This window comes from Haloarchaeobius salinus (genome assembly GCF_024464185.1).
Lineage (GTDB): Archaea > Halobacteriota > Halobacteria > Halobacteriales > Natrialbaceae > Haloarchaeobius > Haloarchaeobius salinus.
In genome coordinates this window covers 89,834-106,294 of the sequence record NZ_JANHAU010000001.1, presented here as the reverse complement: position 1 = coordinate 106,294, position 16,461 = coordinate 89,834, and the positions used below count along the sequence as shown (strand labels likewise).

The window sequence follows — 16,461 nt, the reverse complement described above, 5'->3', positions numbered from 1 at the left end:
AACTGATGCAATCCGAGGCGTACACCGGGAAAACCGGCGACCGGCCTAGGTGCCGTGCTGCCAGGAGCCCATGTACTCGGTCTGGGCGTCCGTCAGCGAGTCGTAGTCGACGCCCTCTGCGTCGAGTTTGATCTCGGCGACCTCGCGGTCGAGTCGGTCGGGGACCTCGTGGACGCCGGCGTCGTAGGCGTCGCCGTTCTCGACGAGTTCGCGCACGCAGACGGCCTGGACGCCGAAGGACTGGTCCATGACCTCGACGGGGTGGCCGAGCGCGATGGGCGAGGCGAGGTTGACCAGACGGCCCTCGGCGAGCACGTTCAGCCGGCGGCCGTCGTCCATCTCGTAGGCCTCGACGCCGTCGCGGGCCTCGTAGCGGTCGACCGCCATGTCCGAGAGCGCGTCGAGGTCGACCTCGATGTCGAAGTGGCCGGCGTTCGCGAGCAGGACGCCGTCCTTCATCCGCTCGAAGTGCTCGGCGGTGATGACGTCGCGGTTGCCGGTGACGGTGAGGAACACGTCGCCGACCTCGGCGGCCTCGGCCATCGGCATGACGTCGTAGCCCTCCATGTGTGCTTCGAGGGCGCGACGGGGCTCGACCTCGGTGACGATGACGTCCGCGTTCTGGCCGCTGGCCTTCTTGGCGACGCCGCGGCCGCAGTCGCCGTAGCCCGCGACGACGACGTTCTTGCCGGCGTAGGAGAGGTTCGTCGTCATCGCGATGGTGGCCAGCGAGGACTCGCCGGTGCCGTGGACGTTGTCGAACAGTCGTTTCATCGGCGTGTCGTTGACGGCGAAGACGGGGTAGTCGAGCGCGCCGTCGGCGTCCATCGCGCGGAGGCGGTGGACGCCGGTCGTCGTCTCCTCGGCACCGCCGACGATGGAGTCGATGAGCTCGGGGTGGTCCTCGTGGATGGCGGCGACCATGTCCATCCCGTCGTCGACGGTGATGGTCGGCTCGATGTCGATGACGGCCTCGATGGCGTCGTAGTACCCGTCGTCGTCGACGCCCCGTTTCGCGTAGCTCGTGATGTTCTCGTGGGTGTCGAGCGCCGCGCTCACGTCGTCGTGTGTCGACAGCGGGTTGCAGCCGGTGATGGCGACCTCGGCACCGCCGTCGGCGAGCAGTTCGACGAGGTTCGCGGTCTTCGCCTCGACGTGCATCGCCATGCCGATGCGCTGGTCGGCGAACGGCTGGTCGCGCTCGAACTCCTCTCGCAGTGCGTTCAGGATGGGCATGTGCTGGCGCGCCCAGTCCATCTTCCGTCGTCCCTCGTCGCGAGCGGCCTCGATGTCGTCGAGTTGCTCGCTGATCGGCGGGTACTGACTCATAGTCTCTGGGAGGGGTAGCGGGTGGAAAACCCTACCGGAGTCGGCTGGCGCTGCTGTCGTCGCGCGGCCGACGACGACGTGTGTAGGGTCCACGACTTTAGGCCCGGGTCCACTAGCCCCGCCCATGACTCGACGCTGCGGACCGAGCGAGGTGTCGCTCGCGTGAGCGGCGGGGGCGACGCGTCCGTCCGGGAGGAGGAGCCGCCGGCGGGTGCGGCACTGCTCGCCGCCGCGGATACGGGTGTCGTCGTCCTCGACGGGGACGGACGGGTGGTCTGGTCGAACGATGCGGCGACGCGGTACCTCGGTGTCGACGGCGCGGCCGTCCGCGGGCTGTCCGCGGAGGCGTTCGCCGAGCGGGCCGCCTCCCGGCTCGCCGATGGCGCCGCGTTCGTCGCGGCAGTGACCGAGGGCGGCGTCGACGCCCCCGACCGGGAGATCCACGTCGTCGATGGCCCCGAGGACCGGTGGCTCGAACGTCGCACCCACCCGATAGAGGACGGGGAGTACGCGGGCGGTCGGGTAGAGTGCTACGTCGACGTCAGCGACCAGAAGCACGCACTCGACCGACTCGACCGGCGCGAACGGACCCTCCGCGCCGTCCACGACGTCCTGCTCGACCGGTCGCGCGACCTCGACGACCGTCTCGACGAGCTGCTCGACGTGACCGGCCGGATGCTCGGAGCGGACCACGCGGCGTTCGCCCGGTTCGGCGACGGGCGCGTGCTCGTCGAGAACGTCACATCCGGTCTCGACGCGGCCGTCGCGCCCGGCCACGCCATCGACACGTCAGAGACCATCGCGGGTGTCGTCTCGGAACGGGACGGTCTCGTCCACGCCGACGACGCGACCGACCGGTGGCCCGACCGTCACCCGGTCGGGGTCGCCGGGAACACGGGACTCGACTACTACGTCGGCGTCCCGGTCGCCGTCGAGGGCGAGCAGTACGGCGTGCTGTCGTTCGCCGGTGCCGCCCCGAAGCAGGGGGGGCTCGACTGGGAGCTGACGCTGCTCGACATCACCGCGAACTCGCTCGGCCACGAACTCGCCAACAGCATCCGCGAGGACCGGGCCGAGGAGCAGCTCCTGCAGGCACGACGCGAGTTCGAGTCGCTGGTGCAGGACGTCGAGGACTACGCCATCTTCCGGCTGGACACCGACGGCCACGTCGAGAGCTGGAACCGCGGCGCGGAGGAGATCAAGGGTTACGAGAGCGAGGAGATCATCGGCGAGCACGTCCGCACGTTCCACACCGAGGCCGACCGCGAGATCGACTACGCGGACGAGCTCCTCGACCGTGCCCGGGAGCGAGGTCGGGCGGTCGACACGGGCTGGCGCGTCCGGGCCGACGGCTCGCGCATCTGGGTGAACGCCGTCATCACGGCGCTGCACGACGACGACGGCGAGCTCCTGGGGTTCCTGAAGGTGACCCGCGACATGACGGAGCGGCGCGCCCGCGAGAAACAGCTGGAGCACGAGCGCGAGCGGCTGGAGTTCGTCAACCGCATCATCCGGCACAACCTCCTCAACGGGATGAACGTGGTCGAGGCCCGGGCGAACATCCTCGAGGGCCACGTCGACGACGAGGTCGCGCCGCACCTCGCCACCATCCAGGAGCGCGTCGAGGACATGACCGACCTCATCGAGACGATGCGGACGTTCATGAAGGCCATCGTCGAGGGGGAGGAGCACGAGGCGGAGCCGATGGCGCTCGACGGCGTGCTCGAAGACGAGCTGGCGAAGGCAGACCGTGCCTACGACGACGCGACGTTCGAACACGACGCGCTCCCCGAGGTTCCGGTGCTCGCGGACGACCTGCTCCCGGAGGTGTTCGAGAACCTGCTGACGAACGCGGTCCAGCACAACGAGGGGCCGACGGCACGGGTCCGCGTCGAGACCGAGGTGACGGACGACGAGGTGGTCGTCCGGGTGCTCGACGACGGGCCGGGCATCGACGAGTCGGTGATGGCGCACGTCTTCGAGAAGGGACAGAAGGGGTTCGAGAGCCCCGGCACCGGCTTCGGGCTCTACCTCGTCCACGAGATCGTTGACTCGTACGGGGGACGCGTCGAGGCGACGAACCGGGAGGCTGGCGGGGCGGCGTTCACCGTCGGGCTGCCGCGCCCGTAGGAACGGCCCGTTTTTTCTCGTCGCCGGTCGACGGCGAAGTATGGACTCCGCAGACGGCGACCTCCGGACGGTCGGCATCCTCGGCGGCATGAGCAGCGAATCGACGGTCCAGTACTACCGCGGTATCGACGCGGGCATCAACGAGGAACGGGGCGGCCACGCCGCCGGACAGGTGCTCATCAGGAGCGTGAACTTCGCCGACATCGAGGGGTTCATCGCCGACGAGCGGTGGGACGCGGCCGGCGACTACCTCGCGGACGCCGCGGGCGACCTCGACGCCGGCGGGGCGGACTTCGTCGTCATGGCGACGAACACGATGCACCGGGTCACGCCCGCCATCGAGGACGCGCTCTCGGTGCCGTTCGTCCACATCGTCGACCCGACGGCGGCGGCCATCGCCGACGCCGGGCTCGATACGGTCGGCGTCCTCGGCACCCGGCCGGTGATGGAGGGGGAGTTCTACGCAGGCCGGTTCGCCGACCACGGTATCGACGTGGTCGTCCCCGACGCCGAGCGCCGGCAGCAGGTCCACGACGTCATCTTCGACGAGCTGACGAAGGGCATCGTCACGGACGAGTCCCGTGTAGCCTACGTCGCGGCCATCGAGGAACTCGTCGACGCGGGTTCCGAGGGCGTCGTGCTCGGCTGCACCGAGATCGAGATGCTCGTCGCGCAGTCGGACGTGCCCGACACGCCGCTGTTCGATACGACCGCGTTGCACGTCGCTGACGCCGTGGACCGCTGTCTCGGCGTCGTCGCATCGAAGTAAGGGGGGAGTGGCGGTCCTCGACCCGCCGTAGTACGGGGAACGCGGTCAGCGGTCCCGGTCCGTTACGAGGGAACCACGGCCGGTCCCGCCGACGCGGTGGGGGAAGCAGCGCGAGGCGTCAGCCCCGGGTCTCAGAAGAAGGGCAGGAACGCGAGGATGCCGGCCGGCGGGCCGTTACCGTTCCCGCCGTCGTCCTCCTCGTCATCTTCTTGCCCGTCGTCGGTACCGGCGTGGTCCGGGGGACCCTGGCCGCCGTCCGTCTCGTTGTCGGCGTCGGCCTCGTCGTCACCGGAACCGGCGTGTTCGGGCGGCCCGGTGGACTCGTTGTCCGTCTCGTTGTCGGCCGCGTCGTCACCGGGGCCTGCGTGGGCCGGCGGCCCGGCGTGCTCCGGCGCGTTACCCGGGTTGTGCTCGATGACCCACTCCGCGATGTGGAGGCCGGGTGCCGTGACGTTCGGGTTGTTCGTCACGTTCTGGACGTACTCGTTGAGCAGCTGCGCGAACTCGTTGTGGGCGTCCGCGGAGCTCTGGTTGCTGTCGACGTCGGTCTCGTTGTCGTCGACGTCAGTCTCGTTGTCGTCGGCGTCGGTCTCGTTGTCGTCGGACTCGTTGTCGGGCAGTTCCGTCTCGTCGTCGGACGTGTTGTTGTCCGGCGTCAGCTCCGTCGCCGGATCGTCTGCGGTCTGTACAGGCGTCGCACCCGTGGCGGCGGCCGCCGGAGCGACGGCACCGACCACGAGCAGCAGTGCACCGAACAGTGCGAACGTCGTCTTTGTGCTCATCACACCCAATCCTGTGCCGGAGAGGGGGATAAACCCGTGAGCACGTTCATCTGGTTCATTCCGTTTGTCGTTCGAATGAGGCGGGCTTAGATAGCGCTTCAACGTTTAAAAACAGCTCTGGACGTTCAATTCTCGCATGTTCGAACAGATACCATCCCCCCCGTACCTCTGTCAACAGGCCGATGATTTGATGGTCGTCGCTCACCCACGGACCGATATGCGAAGGGGAGGGGAACGAGGACAGTCGGCACCGATCGGGACGCTGTTGATGGTCGCGCTGGTGCTCGTCGCGGCGGGCGCGGCCGGGGTCGTCATCTTCGACCTGTCGCCGGACCTGCTCGGCAACGCGCCGTCGGCGAGCATCGACGTCAGCGTCGAGACGAACGGCCCGGACGCACAGACGCTCGCCATCCGGCATCGGGGTGGTGACGACCTGCGCGTCGACGCGTTCGACGTGGTCGTGCGCGACGGGGACGGGGTCTCACGACTGACCCTGTCGGCGTTCGAGAACCGGTCCGGCATCAGCGACGGTGTCGTCGACGCGGGGGACGAACTGCGGACGACGCAGCTCCTCTCCGGCCCGGCGACGGTCCAGCTGATACACCGGCCGACGGACGCCGTCGTCGACGAGCAGCGCGTCACGATCCCGTCCGACAGCAGTCCGTCGGTCGTCGACTTCGAGAGCAGCGCGCCGACGCAGTCGTTCGAGGACAACCAGGACGGCACCGGCGATACGACCGTCGAGGACGGTGGGGCGACCGTCCAGCAGTCGGGCAACCAGTGGAAGTTCGTCGACCGCGACTACACCGTGACCGAGAACACGACGCTCGTCTTCGAGTTCAGGAGCACCTCGATGGGTGAGATACACGGTATCGGGCTGGAGGACGATCAGGACCAGACCGGGGGCCGGGTCATCGAGGTGTACGGCGACCAGTACTGGGGCCACGACGTGGCCAACTTCGACGGGCTGGAGCGTTACCAGCAGAGCGACGGCTGGGTCCGCTACGAGGTGCCCATCGGGGAGCACTACGAGGCGAACGGCTACGACGGCAACACGGAGTACATCGTATTCATCACCGACTGCGACACGAACTCCGGCTGTACTCCCGACCGTGAGGACCCACCGAACTCCCGGTTCCGCAACGTTAGGATCTACGAGAACGATAGCTCCGCCTCGCTCGCACCGGCTTCGGTTACCTGAACGCGTTCCACTCCGGTTTCCCGCCTCAGACCCGCTCGACCAGCTCCGCCGCCGCCGTCTCCGCCCGCTCCAGCACCGCGTCCTCGTCCATCGTCAGCACCTCGCGGTCGCGCATGAGCACCGCGCCGTCGCAGATCGTGTGGCGCACGTCGCTGCCCGTCGCGGCGTAGGTGAGGTGGCTCACGAGGTCGTGGCCCGGCGTGAGGTGCGGTGCGTCGAGGTCGACGACGACGAGGTCCGCCGCCGCGCCGGCCTCGATGCGCCCACCGGGGAGCCCCGCCACGTCCGCACCGCCCTGGGTCGCCATCTCGACGACGGTCTCGGCGGGCACCGCGCTCGCGTCGTCGGCCGCGAGCTTGCCGAGCATCGCCGCGTCGCGCATCTCGTCGAACAGCGAGAGGTCGTTGTTCGACGCCGCGCCGTCCGTTCCGAGGCCGACCGAGACGCCCGCGTCCCGCATCGCCTGCACGGGGGCCATCCCGCTCGCGAGCTTCATGTTCGATGCCGGGCAGTGGACGACGCCCGCGCCGGTTTCGGCGAGGATGGCGTGCTCTTCGGGCGTGGTGTGGACGCCGTGGGCGACGAAGTCCTCGGGTTCGAGCAGCCCGTGCTCCCGGGCGTACGCCAGCGGCCGCATCCCGTGCTCTGCGACGATGGGGTCGACCTCGTCGGCCGTCTCGTTCGCGTGGATGTGCACCGGGACGCCCGCCTCGCGGGCCTGCGGCACGTACTCGTCGAGGAAGTCGCTCCCGACGGTCGTCAGCGAGTGCGGCATGAACGCGGTGCGGACCCGGCCGTCGGCCGCGCCGTCGAACTCCCGCGCCACTTCGATGCTCTCCTCGGCGTCGTCGTGGGCCGTCTCCGTCCCCTTCGCCACGGTGACGACGCCGTGGCCGAGCCGCGCCCGGAGGCCAGCGTCCGCCACCGCGTCGACGATCTCCGGGACGTGGAAGTACATGTCCGCGAACGCGGTCGTCCCGGACTTTATCATCTCCAGCATCCCCAGCTCCGCGCCGACGCGCACGTCCTCGGGGGTCAGCTCGCCCTCCGCCGGCCAGATGTCCTCCTGGAGCCACGCCTCGAGCGGCTTGTCGTCGGCGTACCCCCGGAGCAGCGTCATCGCGACGTGCGTGTGGGCGTTCACAAGGCCGGGCATCACCAGCCCGCCCGACGCGTCCAGTTCCTCGTCGCCGGTGAGGTCATGGCCGACCTCGCGGACGACGCCATCGTCGGCGTCGACCAGCACGTCCGCCTCCGTCACTGTGAGGTCCGGCAAGAGTACCCGTCCACCGGTGACTGCGAGTTCCATGTTGGGCGTGTTTTCGGTGGACGGGTCAAGACTCCATCGGGTACGGTTCGTGTCGTGAGGGTCGATTGAGGCGGTCGAGGGGTTCCGCCGACCGACGGACGCTTTTTTCCGGTGGCGACCGTAGCGCAACCCATGACCGACCGCCCCGACGACCCTCCAGACGGGGAGTCAGCGACGGAGCCGGCCGACACCGACGACGGCGTCGGCTGGTCGTTCGACGGCGACGAGCCCGCGGAACCACAGTCAGAACCCGCCGAGCCGCCCGAGACGACTCCACCCGGGCAGGACGACCCGCCGACGCTCTCGTGGGACGGCTTCGCGCTCGCCTGGCGGGAGCACCGCCGCTACACCGCGTTCTCGGCGGTGCTGTTCCTGCTGAGCATCCCGCTCGGCGTCGCGCTCTGGGAGGTCGGCTTCGACCTGTTCGGCGCGATGGGGTTCGACTCGCCGAGCGAGATGTTCCCCGACGACATCACCGCGCTGTTCATCTTCCTGAACAACACCCGCGCCTTCTTCGTGTTCATCCTCGGGGCGTTGACCGGGGGTATCCTGACGACGTTCGGGCTGGTGTTCAACGGGGTGCTGGTCGGCTACGTCGTGACGCCAGCCGCCGCCCAGGAGGGCTTCGGCTTCGTGCTGCTCGCGTTGCTCCCCCACGGCGTCCTCGAGCTGCCGGCGCTGTTCGTCGGGGCCGCTATCGCGTACCGGTTCCTGGGGAACATTGTGCTCTACGTCTTCGACCGCCGCGACCACTTCTACACCCGCGGTGAGGTGAAGCGGACGGGGCTGCTCGTCGGCGTCTCGGTGGTCACGCTCGCCGTCGCCGCAGTCGTCGAGATGCACGTGACGACGTGGCTGCTGGACCAGGTGTACGGGACGGCCGGGGCCTGACCACCCCGCCCTCGCCGAACCGGCAAGCTCCGGGCGGATGGAAAGGCAGTTCCCGCCCGGACGCGAAGGACTGGCAAATGCGCATCGCGGTACCGAACAAGGGCCGACTGCACGACCCGACCATCGACCTGCTGGAACGGGCCGGACTCCACGTCGTCGACGGGGCCGACCGGAAGCTGTACGCCGACACCGTCGACCCCGACGTCACGTTGCTGTTCGCTCGCGCCGCCGACATCCCCGAGTACGTCGCCGACGGCGCGGCAGACCTCGGTGTGACGGGCTACGACCAGGTCTGCGAGGCCGGCGTCGACGTGGCCGACCTGCTCGACCTGGGATACGGCTCCTGTCGGCTCGTCCTCGCCGCGCCGGAGGACGGCGACATCGAGACTCCGTTCGACCTCGACGGGCGGACCGTCGCCACCGAGTTCCCGACCATCACGCGGAACTACTTCGACGAGCGCAACATCGACGCCGACATCGTCGAGGTCACCGGCGCGACCGAGCTCACGCCCCACGTCGACATGGCCGACGCCATCGTCGACATCACCTCGACGGGGACGACGCTGAAGGTGAACCGGCTCGCCATCATCGACGAGGTGCTGAAGTCGTCGGTTCGGCTCATCGCCCGCCCGGACGTGGCCGACGACGAGAAGACCGAGCAGATCCGGATGGCGTTCGACTCCGTCATCGCCGCCGAGGGCAAGCGCTACCTGATGATGAACGTGCCCGAGTCGAACCTCGACGCCGTCCGCGAGGTAATCCCCGGCATGGGCGGTCCGACGGTGATGGACATCGCGGGCTCCGACAAGCTGGCCGTCCACGCCGTCGTCGACGAGCGCGACGTGTTCGAGACCATCAACGAGGTCAAGGGCGAGGGCGCGAGCGACATCCTCGTCACCGAGATCGAGCGTCTCGTCGAGTAGCGGCCGGCCGACCGTCTCTACTTCCCCGCCTGCGAGAACAGCAGCTGTGCGACCCCGATGACCCCGAGCAGGAACGACTGTGTCAGCAGCGCGTCCGGCTCGAACACGTAGACGATGACGCCGGCGACGACCGGCGCGAGCCAGATTCCGAGCAGCACCTGCTGTTCGACGGCCTTCCCGACGACGAGCGCGACGACCCCGGACACGACGAGGGTGACTGCGAGCCCGGTCGTGTTCTGGACCCCGCTCGCGGCGACGATGCCGACGATGGCACCGGCGAGCAACAGCGACAGTCCGCCCCGGGCGACCCGAGTACGGCTCGATGCGTCCATACGCCCCCTCGGCGGAGCGACGACAAAAAGGCGGTCATGCGCGCCTCGGCCGTCCCCACCTCAGGCCGGCGCGGTCGACAGCAGCGCGACGAGGTTGAACAGCGTGAACCCGAGGATGACCGCGACGGTGTAGTGGATGACGGAGACGAGCACGGTGAGCTTCGCGTCGAGGCGGTAGACGAGGCCGATGGCGACCGCGTCGGCGACCAGCGTCACGGGCAGGACCACCGCGGGGCCGTACTGCTGGAGCAGGAGCGAGACGAGTGCGAGCACCGGGCCGACGACGAACGCGAGCTTGACCGGCACGTCGCCGAGGACGTTCCGCGCCGCGATGTGCAGCGTCACCGAGTAGAAGAGGGTGGCGACGACGAACGTCCCGACGTAGGCGACGGGCGTGCCGGCCGACGGGTCCAGTTGCAGCGGCGTGAGACCGACCATGTCCCCGACTAGCGGCCGGGCTGTCATGTGCCTGCCGCTTTCCCGTGTCACGTCCGCCGCGTGACGGCCTCAGTCGAGGCGTTCGACGCCGGTGAACTCGAAGCGCGCGCCGCCCGCCTCGCTCTCGGTCACCTGCACGTCCCAGCCGTGGGCGGTGGCGAACTCCTCGACGATGGCGAGCCCGAAGCCCGTGCCCGTCTCGGTGGTCGTGTGGCCGGGCTCGAACACCCGGTCGCGCTCGGCCTCGGGGATGCCGACGCCGTCGTCCTCGACGTAGAACCCATCGGGGAGTCCACCGATACGGACGGCGATAGCGCCGTCCTCGTGAGACGAAGTCGAACGAGGGCTCGTGGAACCGTGTTCCACGGCGTTCCGGAACAGGTTCTCAAGGACGTGCTGGAGCCGCCCGTCGTCGGCCCGGATGACGACGTTCTCGACGGTCAGGGTCGCGTCGTCCGTCGAGACGACGCTCCAGCAGCGGTCGGCGAACGTCCCGAGGTCGACGCGTCGGGGGTCCTCGACGCTCCCGCCGTGTCTGGCGAGCCGGAGCGTGTCCTCGGTGATGTTCGCCATGCGGTCCAGGGCGTCGCCGAGGTGCGCGAGGTGCTCGCTGTCGTGGTTCTCGCGGGCGAGTTCGAGCTCCCCCTGGGCGACGGTGAGGGGGTTCCGGAGGTCGTGGCTGACGACGCTCGCGAACTCCTCGAGCCGGTCGTTCTGCCGTCGTAGCTCCGCCTCGAACCGGAGACGGTCGAGCGCCCGTGCGGTGTGTGAGACGAGCAGCTCCGCCAGTTCGAGGTCCTCCTGCGAGAAGGCGTTCGGCTCCGCCGCGACGGCCTGGAACACCCCCGTCTCGCCGATGGGGACGCTGATGCCGGACCGGTAGCTCTCGTTGGCCGGCTCGGAGACGTCGTCGGTCAGCACGTCCTCGACGAGTGCGGACTCGCCGGTCCGGTAGGTCTCGCCGGCCAGCCCCTGGTCCGGACGCATCCGCCGGGCACCGTCGGCCGGCGCGCCGCTGGAGACCGCCTTCGGGACCAGCCAGCCGTCCTCGGCGACCATGACACTGCACATCTCGAACTCCAGGATGGACTCGGCGGCGGCGACGGTCCGGTCGCAGGCGGCCTCTATGGTCTTGCACTCCTGTATATCCGTCGCGGCCTGGTGCAGCGTCGCCAGCACCGCCTCCCGTTCGTGGCGTTCGTGGACGTCGTGGACGGTGACGAGCGAGCGCTCCCGGCCCTCGATCTCGACGAGCGTGGCGTCCACCTCGACCCAGTTCGTCGAGCCGTCGCTGCGTCTGTCGGGCCATTCGAAGGTGAACGCCGGCTCCGCGAGTGCTCGCTCGAGGAGTTCGACGCCACGCTCGGCGTCGTACCCCGGTACGTCGGCGGTTATCTCCGCGATGCCGAGCTCGCCGAGGGTCTCGCGGTCGTAGCCGAGCAGGTCGCAGTACTGCTGGTTCACGTCGACGACCCTGCCCGTCTCGACGTCGCGGATGGTGAGCCCGACGTCCGTGTTCTCGAACACCGCCCGGTAGCTCACCCGCGAACGGGCCTGTTCGACGGCGTTCTCGATGCGGTTGGCGAGGAGGGCGAACTGGTCGGTCCCGCGGCCCTTGCGGATGTAGTCGGTGACGCCGGCGGAGATCGCCTCGCTGGCGATCTCCTCGCTCCCCCGACCTGTGAAGAGGATGAAGGGGAGTCCGTCGTGGCGCTCACGGATGGCAGCGAGCAGTTCCAGCCCGTCGGTCTCGCCCATCTCGTAGTCGGAGACGACGCAGTCGATGGACTCGCGTTCGAGCAGGTCGAGCGCCTCGTCACCCGTCGCGGCCGAGACGACGCCGATGCGGTCGCTCTGCCGCTCGAGCAGCTCGGTGGTGAGGGCGGCGAACTCCCCGTCGTCGTCGACGTGGAGGACTGTCATCGCCGCCGGCTCCGCTGACATACACGTTCTCTGGGGTTCGACGGCAATGTCTCTTCTGGGGATATGTGTCGTCGAGAAACAAGAGCGGAGAGAACCGTCGAGCTACTCCAGCAGGCCGAGGTCTTCGAGGCGCGAGACGATCTTGTCGACGGCGTGTTCGGCGTCCTCGGGCTTCTTCCCGCCGGTGATGACGAGCTTCCCGGAGCCGAACAGGAGCGCGACGACCTCCGGCTCGTCGAGGCGGTAGACGAGGCCGGGGAACTGCTCGGGCTCGTACTCGATGTTCTCCAGCCCGAGGCCGATGGCGATGGCGTTGAGGTTGAGATTGCGGCCGAGGTCGGCAGACGTGACGATGTTCTGGACGACGATCTCCGGGTCCTCGTTCACCTGGATGTTGAGGTCGCGGAGCTTGTCGAAGACGATGCGGAGGCTCTCGTGGACGTCGTCGGTGCTCTTGGCACCGGTGCAGACGATCTTGCCGGACCGGAAGATGAGCGCGGCGGACTTCGGCTCCTGCGTGCGGTAGACGAGGCCGGGGAACTGCTCGGGGTCGTAGTCGGCCCCCTCGAGGTCCATGGCGACGCTCTGGAGGTCGAGCTCCTGGCCGATACCGGTCGAGGCGACGACGTTCTCGATATTTATAGTCTCCTTGGGGTCGGTCATAACTCGACTTAAAAGTCGTATTTAAGGCTTATAAAGGTTGGTGCCACGTGCCCGCACGGCGCCAGACCGAACGACTGGCGGTGCGACGGAATCGGTGAATTCTGCCGATAGACGGGGGGCTCGAACGGTCGCTGCCCCGCCGAAGCCGGGCGTCCGCGCTGACGCGCGCTCGGCCGGCAGTCGACACGCTGATTGCACGCCCTCGCTCACGGTTGGACGTGTACCTGCTGGAACTCGGCGGCGAGGACGACGCCTTCGCCGCCTGCGAGGCCGCGAGCGCGGCCACCGACGTCGAGCGCATCGGTGGCGGTCTCGCCACCGCACGCAGCGTCGCCACCGGGCGCGTCCGTGGACTCGCCTACACCCACCGCGCGAGCGAGTTCGTCGGCCGGACCGACGCGAGCGTCGACAGCGCCGTCGCCCTGCTTTCGGCCGCACCCGTCGACCGCGAGGGCACCGTCGCCGTCCGTGCCCGGGACGTCCGCGGCGAGACCGGTGTCTCCACCAGCGACGCCGAACGGGTACTCGGACAGGTGCTCGTCGACCGTGGGTTCACGGTCGATCTCGACGACCCCGACCACGAGCTCCGGGTGCTGTTCGCGCCGACCAGCGACGATCGGGCCGATACTGCCGGCGAACCCGACGGTGCGGCCGGTGAGGCCGGCGTCTGCGCCCTCGGCTGGCTCGCCGTCGAGTCCGTCCGCGACTTCGGCGACCGCAGGCCGACCGACAAGCCGTTCTTCCAGCCCGGCAGCATGGACCCGCTGCTCGCCCGTGCCGTCGCCAACGTCGCCGGTGCGGCCCCTGGCCGCCGCGTTCTCGACCCGATGTGTGGCACCGGCGGCGTCCTCGTCGAGGCCGGGCTCGTCGGCGCGGACGTCGTGGGTGTCGACGCCCAGGCGAAGATGGTCGGTGGGGCGACGGAGAACCTCGGCCACTTCCTCGACGGCGAGGACGACCACGCGGTCACCGACCCTGGAGACTGGCACGTCTGCCGCGGCGACGCCACACGGCTCCCGCTCGTCGACGACGCTGTCGACGCCGTCGTCTTCGACGCCCCGTACGGCCGTCAGTCGAAGATCGAGACCCACGAGCTCGACGACCTCGTCGCCGGCGCACTCACGGAGTCCCGCCGCGTCGCCGACCGGGCCGTCGTCGTCGCCGACCGCGACTGGACCGGTGCCGCCAGACGTGCAGGCTGGACGGTCGAGCACTCCTTCGAGCGACGCGTCCACCGCTCGCTGACCCGGTACGTGCTGGTCCTCGACTAGTCGTCACCGTCGACGGCAGCGCGTGCCGTCGCCTGCAGCCGTTCGTCCTCGTCGGTCTCGACCCGGACCGACGGCACCGCGACCGGCTTCCCGTCGTCCCCGACCGCGACGAAGGTGAAACACGCCGCCGTCGTCTGCTCGGTGTCGCCGCTACGGGGTTCCTCCCGGTAGGCGCGCAGGAACACCCGGACGCTCGTCCGCCCCGCGTCGAAGACGTACGCGTCGATGAGCGCCGTCTCCCCGACCGGAATCGGCCGCTCGAAGGAGAACTCGTCGACCGCGGCCGTGACGCAGGTCTCGCCCGCGAAGCGCATCGCCGCCATCGCGCCGACCTCGTCCATCCACTTCATGAGGTTGCCGCCGTGGACCGCCTCGTAGTTGTTCGCGTGGTTCGGCTGGACCCGCTGGCGGTTCGTGATTCGCGTCTCGGAGACTGCCTGCATACCCGGACCGTCGCGCCCTGCCGCAAAAGAGGGCGAGGGTTCTTCAGGGATACCGCCGCAACCGCGGCGTGGTCTGACCCACGCGGTCCGGCGGTCGAGGCTGGAGTGCGACGCGCCCCGGACCGAACGCTCACGCGTCGCCTGTTCGCCAGAAAACCGGTGCCCCGATCGCCCGTGTAGTCACTGCGCCGTCGACGCCCGCCCGAGCTCCGCCAGCAGGTGCCCGAGGTGGACCCGGTCGCTCGTCCCCTGGCTCATGTCGTGGTCGACCTCGCCCGCGAGCCGGTGGAGCCGGGCCAGCCGCTCGCCGTCGTAGCGCTTGCGACCCACGGTGAGGATCTCCGAAAGCACCTCGGTGCCGCTGTAGCCCTCGTCGACGAGCAGATCGTCGAGCGCCGAGCGTGCGTCGGTGAACTCGCCGGACTCGGCGTCGTCGAGCATCTCGCCGACCTCGTCGAGCGTGCCCACGTCGCCCAGCGTCTCGTAGGCGGTCTGCATCGTCAGCTCGTCGGCCCGGGAGACCGTGGTCTGTGCGGCGAGAATCGCCTCGCGGACGTCGCCGTCGGCGTAGCCAGCGACGTACTCCAGCCCGTCGTCGTCGAAGGCAACGTCCTCGGCCTCGACGATGCGGCGGAGCACGGTCACCAGCTCGTCGTTCGTCGCCGCCCGCATCGGCACCTGGAAGCAGCGCGAGCGGATCGGCGGGATGAGCTTCGTCGGCTGTCGGGTGCAGATGACGAACTGCGTCGTCCGGTGGTAGCGCTCCATCACCCGGCGGAGCGCCTGCTGGAAGTCGACGCGCACGTCCTCGGCGTTGTCCAGCACGACCGTCTTGTAGCTCCCCGACACCGGCGCGTAGCTCGCTGACTCCTTCAGCACGTGGTTGATCATGTCGCGCTTCGAGAGCCGCGACTTCCCGTCGAGGAACGAGGCGAACCGGGGGTCGTTCTTGATCTCCGTCTTCGTCCGGCCGAAGAAGTCGGCGACGTTGATCTCCACGAGGTCGTTGTCGGGGTCGTCGTGGGCCGCGCGACCGAGTGCCCTGACCCCGGCGGTCTTGCCGACGCCGGGCGGGCCGTGCAGCAGCAGGTTCAGCGGCTCGTCGACCGCCTTCTGCAGGTACTCCCGTGCGTCCGGCTGTGGGAGCTCCTCGAGCGACGGGGCGTGGGCGTCGGTCCACAGCGGCGCGTCCATCACGCGCCGGTAGGCGAGCGCCCGGTAAGAATCGGTCGGTTCTCAGGACGCGCGCCGGCCGAGCAACACGCCACCGGCGAGGAGCGCCGCTGCGCCGCCGACCAGTATCGGCGTCGAGACGCCGGTCCCGTCTCCGGTCGTGTCGTCGCCGCCGTCACCATCGCTGTCGGCATCGTTCGCGGCCGTGTCCGGGTCCGACTGCTGGTTCTCGTTGGCGGCCGGGTCCTCGCCGCCACCGTCGGTCGCGGCGGACCCCTCGCCCATCGACTGCACGTCGCCGCTCCCGACCGTGACGGTCCCGCTGTCGAGCTGGACGTCGACGTGCTCACCGGCTCCGTCGTTGATGCGGGTATCCGACTCGACGAACGAGAGAGTGGAACGGTCGCCCTCGTCACCGACCACCTCGAAGGTGATGGTCGCGAGCTCGGGGTCGTCCATCCCGTCCGACTGTGACTGCGTGAGGAACACCCAGCCGTCCTCGTTGTTCACGTTCTGCACCGGGTCGGAGTAGTCCGCGCCGGAGACGCTCTGGACCCGGACGACGTCGGGGTCGAACGAGACGTTCGCCTGATAGCCGGCGACATCGGAGCCCTCGGCGGCGAGTGTTACCGTTGCGGTGCCGTCTGTCGACTCGACCTCCGTCTCGGTCAGCGAGAGCGTCGCGCTCTCCTGGGCGGCCGCCATGGGGACGGCCACGAGTGCGAGACAGAGGGCTACCAGCAGCAGCGTCGTTCCGTCGGGAAGGCGGTTCGTGGTCATGGGTCGTGTGGTTGAAATCGGCGACCGGGTGTCCCCGGCCGCCCTGGATGCCCGTCGAGCGGGCAGTACGCAAATCCGCGTCGCGTCGTCTCGAAAGGCCTCGC

At 69.3% G+C, this 16,461-nt stretch carries 16 protein-coding genes; 6 read left to right on the top strand and 10 right to left on the bottom strand.

All coding sequences use genetic code 11. From position 1 onward, the window contains the following. Positions 1-45: 45 nt before the first annotated feature. Positions 46-1,329, bottom strand: a complete 1,284-nt coding sequence (locus tag NO345_RS00470; RefSeq protein WP_256295764.1) for an adenosylhomocysteinase — start codon at positions 1,327-1,329, stop codon at positions 46-48. Positions 1,330-1,491: 162 nt separating this feature from the next. Between NO345_RS00470 and NO345_RS00465 the strand changes: the two genes are divergently transcribed. Continuing rightward, a complete protein-coding gene (locus NO345_RS00465; protein WP_256295763.1) occupies positions 1,492-3,459 on the top strand; it encodes a PAS domain S-box protein in 1,968 nt (655 codons plus the stop codon). Positions 3,460-3,499: 40 nt separating this feature from the next. Continuing rightward, the gene (locus NO345_RS00460) at positions 3,500-4,228 is read left to right on the top strand and encodes an aspartate/glutamate racemase family protein (protein WP_256295762.1); all 729 of its coding nucleotides are present in this window, start codon (positions 3,500-3,502) and stop codon (positions 4,226-4,228) included. Positions 4,229-4,359: 131 nt separating this feature from the next. Here NO345_RS00460 and NO345_RS00455 read toward each other — a convergent pair whose 3' ends face one another. Further along, a complete protein-coding gene (locus tag NO345_RS00455) occupies positions 4,360-5,010 on the bottom strand; it encodes a hypothetical protein (protein WP_256295761.1) in 651 nt (216 codons plus the stop codon). 217 nt (positions 5,011-5,227) lie between these two features. Here NO345_RS00455 and NO345_RS00450 point away from each other — a divergent pair, with 217 nt between their 5' ends. After that, positions 5,228-6,211 carry an archaellin/type IV pilin N-terminal domain-containing protein gene (locus NO345_RS00450; protein ID WP_256295760.1) on the top strand — a complete coding sequence of 328 codons (984 nt, stop codon included), beginning with the start codon at positions 5,228-5,230 and terminating at the stop codon, positions 6,209-6,211. Between the two features lie 25 nt (positions 6,212-6,236). On the opposite strand, the gene NO345_RS00445 is transcribed toward NO345_RS00450, so the two are convergent. After that, the gene (locus tag NO345_RS00445; protein ID WP_256295759.1) at positions 6,237-7,520 is read right to left on the bottom strand and encodes an amidohydrolase; all 1,284 of its coding nucleotides are present in this window, start codon (positions 7,518-7,520) and stop codon (positions 6,237-6,239) included. Positions 7,521-7,652: 132 nt separating this feature from the next. Between NO345_RS00445 and NO345_RS00440 the strand changes: the two genes are divergently transcribed. Both NO345_RS00440 and hisG read left to right on the top strand, forming a co-directional pair. After that, the gene (locus tag NO345_RS00440) at positions 7,653-8,411 is read left to right on the top strand and encodes a stage II sporulation protein M (protein WP_256295758.1); all 759 of its coding nucleotides are present in this window, start codon (positions 7,653-7,655) and stop codon (positions 8,409-8,411) included. A gap of 77 nt (positions 8,412-8,488) precedes the next feature. Continuing rightward, positions 8,489-9,334 (top strand): ATP phosphoribosyltransferase, encoded by an 846-nt coding sequence (hisG, locus tag NO345_RS00435; protein ID WP_256295757.1) that lies wholly within the window; start codon positions 8,489-8,491, stop codon positions 9,332-9,334. A gap of 17 nt (positions 9,335-9,351) precedes the next feature. Here the strand turns inward: hisG and NO345_RS00430 are convergent, their stop codons facing one another. The 4 genes from NO345_RS00430 to NO345_RS00415 all read right to left on the bottom strand — a co-directional run bounded on the left by NO345_RS00430 (position 9,352) and on the right by NO345_RS00415 (position 12,690). After that, the gene (locus NO345_RS00430) at positions 9,352-9,666 is read right to left on the bottom strand and encodes a hypothetical protein (RefSeq protein WP_256295756.1); all 315 of its coding nucleotides are present in this window, start codon (positions 9,664-9,666) and stop codon (positions 9,352-9,354) included. A 60-nt stretch (positions 9,667-9,726) separates the two neighbouring features. Continuing rightward, positions 9,727-10,104, bottom strand: coding sequence for a DUF7473 family protein (locus NO345_RS00425; RefSeq protein ID WP_256295755.1), 378 nt, complete (start codon positions 10,102-10,104; stop codon positions 9,727-9,729). Positions 10,105-10,173: 69 nt separating this feature from the next. Beyond that, entirely contained in the window at positions 10,174-12,048 is a 1,875-nt protein-coding gene (locus NO345_RS00420; protein ID WP_256295754.1) for a hybrid sensor histidine kinase/response regulator, read from the bottom strand. 81 nt (positions 12,049-12,129) lie between these two features. After that, on the bottom strand, positions 12,130-12,690 hold the full coding sequence (locus tag NO345_RS00415; protein WP_089731057.1) for a TATA-box-binding protein: 561 nt from the start codon (positions 12,688-12,690) through the stop codon (positions 12,130-12,132). Between the two features lie 218 nt (positions 12,691-12,908). Here NO345_RS00415 and NO345_RS00410 point away from each other — a divergent pair, with 218 nt between their 5' ends. Further along, a complete protein-coding gene (locus NO345_RS00410; RefSeq protein WP_256295753.1) occupies positions 12,909-13,961 on the top strand; it encodes a methyltransferase domain-containing protein in 1,053 nt (350 codons plus the stop codon). On the opposite strand, the gene NO345_RS00405 is transcribed toward NO345_RS00410, so the two are convergent. The 3 genes from NO345_RS00405 to NO345_RS00395 all read right to left on the bottom strand — a co-directional run bounded on the left by NO345_RS00405 (position 13,958) and on the right by NO345_RS00395 (position 16,357). Further along, entirely contained in the window at positions 13,958-14,404 is a 447-nt protein-coding gene (locus tag NO345_RS00405) for an acyl-CoA thioesterase (RefSeq protein ID WP_256295752.1), read from the bottom strand. The two genes, NO345_RS00410 and NO345_RS00405, sit on opposite strands and share 4 nt — an antisense overlap. A gap of 180 nt (positions 14,405-14,584) precedes the next feature. Beyond that, on the bottom strand, positions 14,585-15,598 hold the full coding sequence (locus NO345_RS00400) for an AAA family ATPase (protein ID WP_256295751.1): 1,014 nt from the start codon (positions 15,596-15,598) through the stop codon (positions 14,585-14,587). Positions 15,599-15,640: 42 nt separating this feature from the next. Further along, on the bottom strand, positions 15,641-16,357 hold the full coding sequence (locus tag NO345_RS00395) for a cohesin domain-containing protein (RefSeq protein ID WP_256295750.1): 717 nt from the start codon (positions 16,355-16,357) through the stop codon (positions 15,641-15,643). Positions 16,358-16,461 lie beyond the last annotated feature (104 nt).